General features: G+C 62.9%; 1 protein-coding gene. It reads right to left on the minus strand.

Going from position 1 to position 3,669, the window contains the following annotated elements:
• Nucleotides 1-3,657 (minus strand): MupA/Atu3671 family FMN-dependent luciferase-like monooxygenase (locus L0H65_RS16300; protein WP_367652007.1); only part of this gene is annotated, 3,657 nt, incomplete at its 3' end.
• Nucleotides 3,658-3,669: the final 12 nt, after the last annotated feature.

The following is a 3,669-nucleotide window of genomic DNA, read 5'->3' on the forward strand; positions in this document are numbered from 1 at the left end:
GGCCCGGCCAAGGAAATCGAGCTTGCCCCCTTGCCAGCGCACCAGATCACCAGTGCGGTACATGCGGCCGGAGTGGAACGGGTTGGGCAGGAACCGCTCCGCCGTCAGATCGGCGCGCTGCCAATAACCGCGCGCTACGCCATCGCCGCCAATCCACAATTCCCCCGCCACTCCGGGCGGCACCGGGCGTTGAGCGGCGTCAAGCACATAGACCTGTGTGTTGGCAATCGGTGTGCCGATACCGGCCCCGGCGCTTTCTGTTATGGATGCGGTTGTCGACCAGATCGTCGTTTCTGTCGGGCCATACATATTCCCAATCTGCGCCGCCGTGACGCTGCGCAGATCATCGACCAAAGCGGGCGGCAGCGCCTCCCCCCCCAGCAGCAGGGTTTTCACCCCGCGCAATGCCGCGCGACTGTCTTCATTCATCGCGATGATCCGCGCCATTGACGGGGTGCATTGCAGATGTGTGACCTTGTGGCGGATCAGTAGCGCTGCAATCGAATAATCATCCACTGCAGGACCGGCTGTGTTGGAGCGGCGCAATACCTCCGCCAAGGGTTTCAACCCCTCCATCACCTTATCGGTCGCAATGCCGTAGTCGATCAGGCAGGCAACTTCCGTCACGCCGATCTTCTTCAACGCCTCCACCCGCGTCAGACAATCCTGCACCGTGCCAAACAGGCCGGAATCCTCAAAATACCGGTTGAAGGCGAAGTCGAGGATGGCCTCATTCTCCTCCTCCGACAGGCTGCGCAGGTCAATTTCCTGTGGGTTTTCAACGCCTGCGGGTTTCTTGAACGCCGGAAACGCCCAGGCATATTGTTTGATCAACCCTGCGGCGGAACGCAGATAATCCTTCATCGGCCCCATGGCAACGTCGCGCGCCGCCTCGCGCGTTTCGGCGATATAGCTGTGCAGCATCAGGCTGACGCTGAAATCATCAGGGTTGTGACCGGCTTTGCGCAACGCGGCGTGATAGAGCTTGATCTTGTCGCCCACTTCCTCAATCGACTGGCCAAGCAGGTGGGTCAGCACATTCGCGCCAATCTCCCCCGCCTCGATCCATGTCGCCGGGTTGCCAGCGGTTGTGACCCAGATCGCAAGCTCTTTCGACACCGGGCGCGGTTGGGTGATGACGGAATGAGTGCCTTTTGCGGTGGGAAATTCCACCGCTTCGCCACGCCACAAACGGCGCACCTGGTCGATGCTGTCGAACAGCGCCTTGCGGTTGTTCGGCGGTGTGTTTTCCGGGCGGAGCAGGAAGTCATCGGGCTGCCAGCCGCTGGCCATGGCAAGGCCCGCGCGGCCATTGGTCAGGTTGTCGATGATGCCCCATTCCTCGGCAATCCGCGCCGGGTGGTGGAGCGGGGCAACGCACGACCCCGCGCGCACGCCGATGTTTTTCGTGACTGCCGCAACCGCCGCACCGGTAACGGAAGGGTTCGGATAGGGGCCACCGAAAGCGTGGAAATGCCGCTCCGGCGTCCAGACCGCGCAGAAACCGTTGGCATCGGCGAATTTCGCGCCTTCCAGCAGCATTTCGTATTTCTTCGGCCCGGCGCCATCGTCATTGCCCCAGTAATAGAGCGAAAACGCCATTCCCTGCGTCGATGTTATCGGCCTGGATGACACCAGCGCCCGGTTTTCGTCGGAGGAAAGCACCACCGTAAAACCCCGCGCCAAGGTCCAGAACAGTTCCAGCACCGAAATATCAAAGGAAAGCGAGGTGACGGCAAGCCAGACCGCGCCTGCCTCGTGGTCGATCCGCTGGTCCATGCCCGCAAAGAAATTCGCCACGTTGCGATGTTCCACCATCACGCCTTTGGGCCTGCCGGTGGAGCCGGAAGTGTAGATCAAATAAGCCAGGTCCGCGGACGTGACGCCAGAATCCGGGTTGATTTCGGGTGCAGCAGCAAGGCGCGTATCCGTATCGAGACACAGGGTCTGCGCCCGACCTGGTGGCAGGTTTGCGGCCAAAGCACTTTGCGTCACGATCACCGGCGCGGCGCTGTCCTCGATGAACAGCGCGATGCGTTCCTCCGGGTAACTCGGGTCCATCGGCACATAGGCGCCGCCCGCCTTCTGAATCGCCAGCGCCCCCACCAGCATATCCAGTGAACGGGAGGTGCAAAGCCCGACCAGAGTGCCGGGCTTCACGCCCATCTTCATCAACACATGCGCGGCACGGTTTGCCCGGGCGTTGAGTGCGGCGTAACTCAGCGTCTTCCCCTCGAACACAACGGCTTCGGCATCGGGGGTGCGGATCACTTGTGACTCAAACGCCTGATGCACGCATTGGGTGCGGTCATAGTCTCGCGCGGTTGCGTTGTACTGGTTCAGAATCAGGTCACGCTCTGCGGCGGGCAGGATCGGCAGATCGGCGCATTGGATCGTCTGTGCCCCGTCCACGGCGGCAGCAAGGGTTTGCAGGCGGGCGACGATGGCCTGTGCCTCTGTCCGATCAATGCGGGTGGCGTCGAAATGGAGCGTGTCGCAGGTCAGGGTGATGACACTTCCGCGCGCGGGATCACGATCCGACAACGCGACGGGCGGAGTTTGCAACCCGGTCAGCGTCGGGTTGCGCAAAGGCAAATCCACAGCGAAGCCCGGTGATTGGCGGGCGGTGTTCAGTGCCTCTTCAAAACCCGCGCGCGCGGCTGCAACCGTGCCGCTGGCGTCCAGATGCAGCGGGGACCAGCCGGACAGGTAGGGTGAGGCGGTCTTGCTGGCAAAGCCCAGATCGATAGCGTCCTGACCGGTCGCGCGGGCCGCGCCCAAAGCCAATGTGAACAGGTCATGCGCCGCGCGAAGTGGCAGGTTTTGCCAATCCGGCGCTGGGGTGGGCGCGGCGGCACCTGGCAGATCAAACGGCACAACGGCGGCCAAGGCCCGACGCATCGCGCCCTCGCCCGGGGCCGCGTCAGCGATGGCAGCCGTGATCGCATCCCCATCAGCGCCGGGGCTGGCGAGCTGCGCAACCCCCAGCGATTTTGGGCACACCTTCGCCCCTGAAAGATCGCGCAGACCCGACAAGCGTACCGCACCCGTGCCACAGGCGACGACGAGATCCTCCTCCGTCGCGTCCAGCACCGTGCCGGGCGCTGCATCTCCAAGCGCCAATGCACAAGCACCGATCAACACGATACGACCGTCAACCGCAATCTTCGGGATCGCCAATGGGTTGGCATAGCCGCCATGATCCAGCGCGCGGACCAACCGAAGCACCGCTTCCGCGCTTTGGGTGAAATCCAGTCGCGCCGCCGCTTTCGGGCGATCCGTGCGGCGATATTCGCTCCGCTGTGACAGGTCTTGCGGCAGGCCGGGGGCATTGGTTTCCAATGCGGTCAGAACGGCGGGGAAACTCTCGATCGCCGCCTCGAAACATTTGGTGTTGAGCGTCAGCGCGGTGTCCGATGCGGTGATCGGGAACATCCGCTGTTCAACAATCGCACCTTCGTCCACGCCCGCAACCATCCGGTGCCAGGTGATTCCGTGCTGCGCCTCGTCGTTCAGGATCGCCCAGACCGGCGCGTTGAGGCCTGCATAGCGCGGCAACGGCCCGTCGTGAAAGTTCACCGCCTGATCCGCCAAGGACAGCACCGCATCGGGAATCACATTCAGGTTGGCAATCGACAGCAGCCAATCCACGGACATGCCGCCCAATCG

This window comes from Pseudorhodobacter sp. (assembly GCF_030452865.1).
In the GTDB taxonomy this organism is placed as follows: Bacteria; Pseudomonadota; Alphaproteobacteria; order Rhodobacterales; family Rhodobacteraceae; genus Pseudorhodobacter.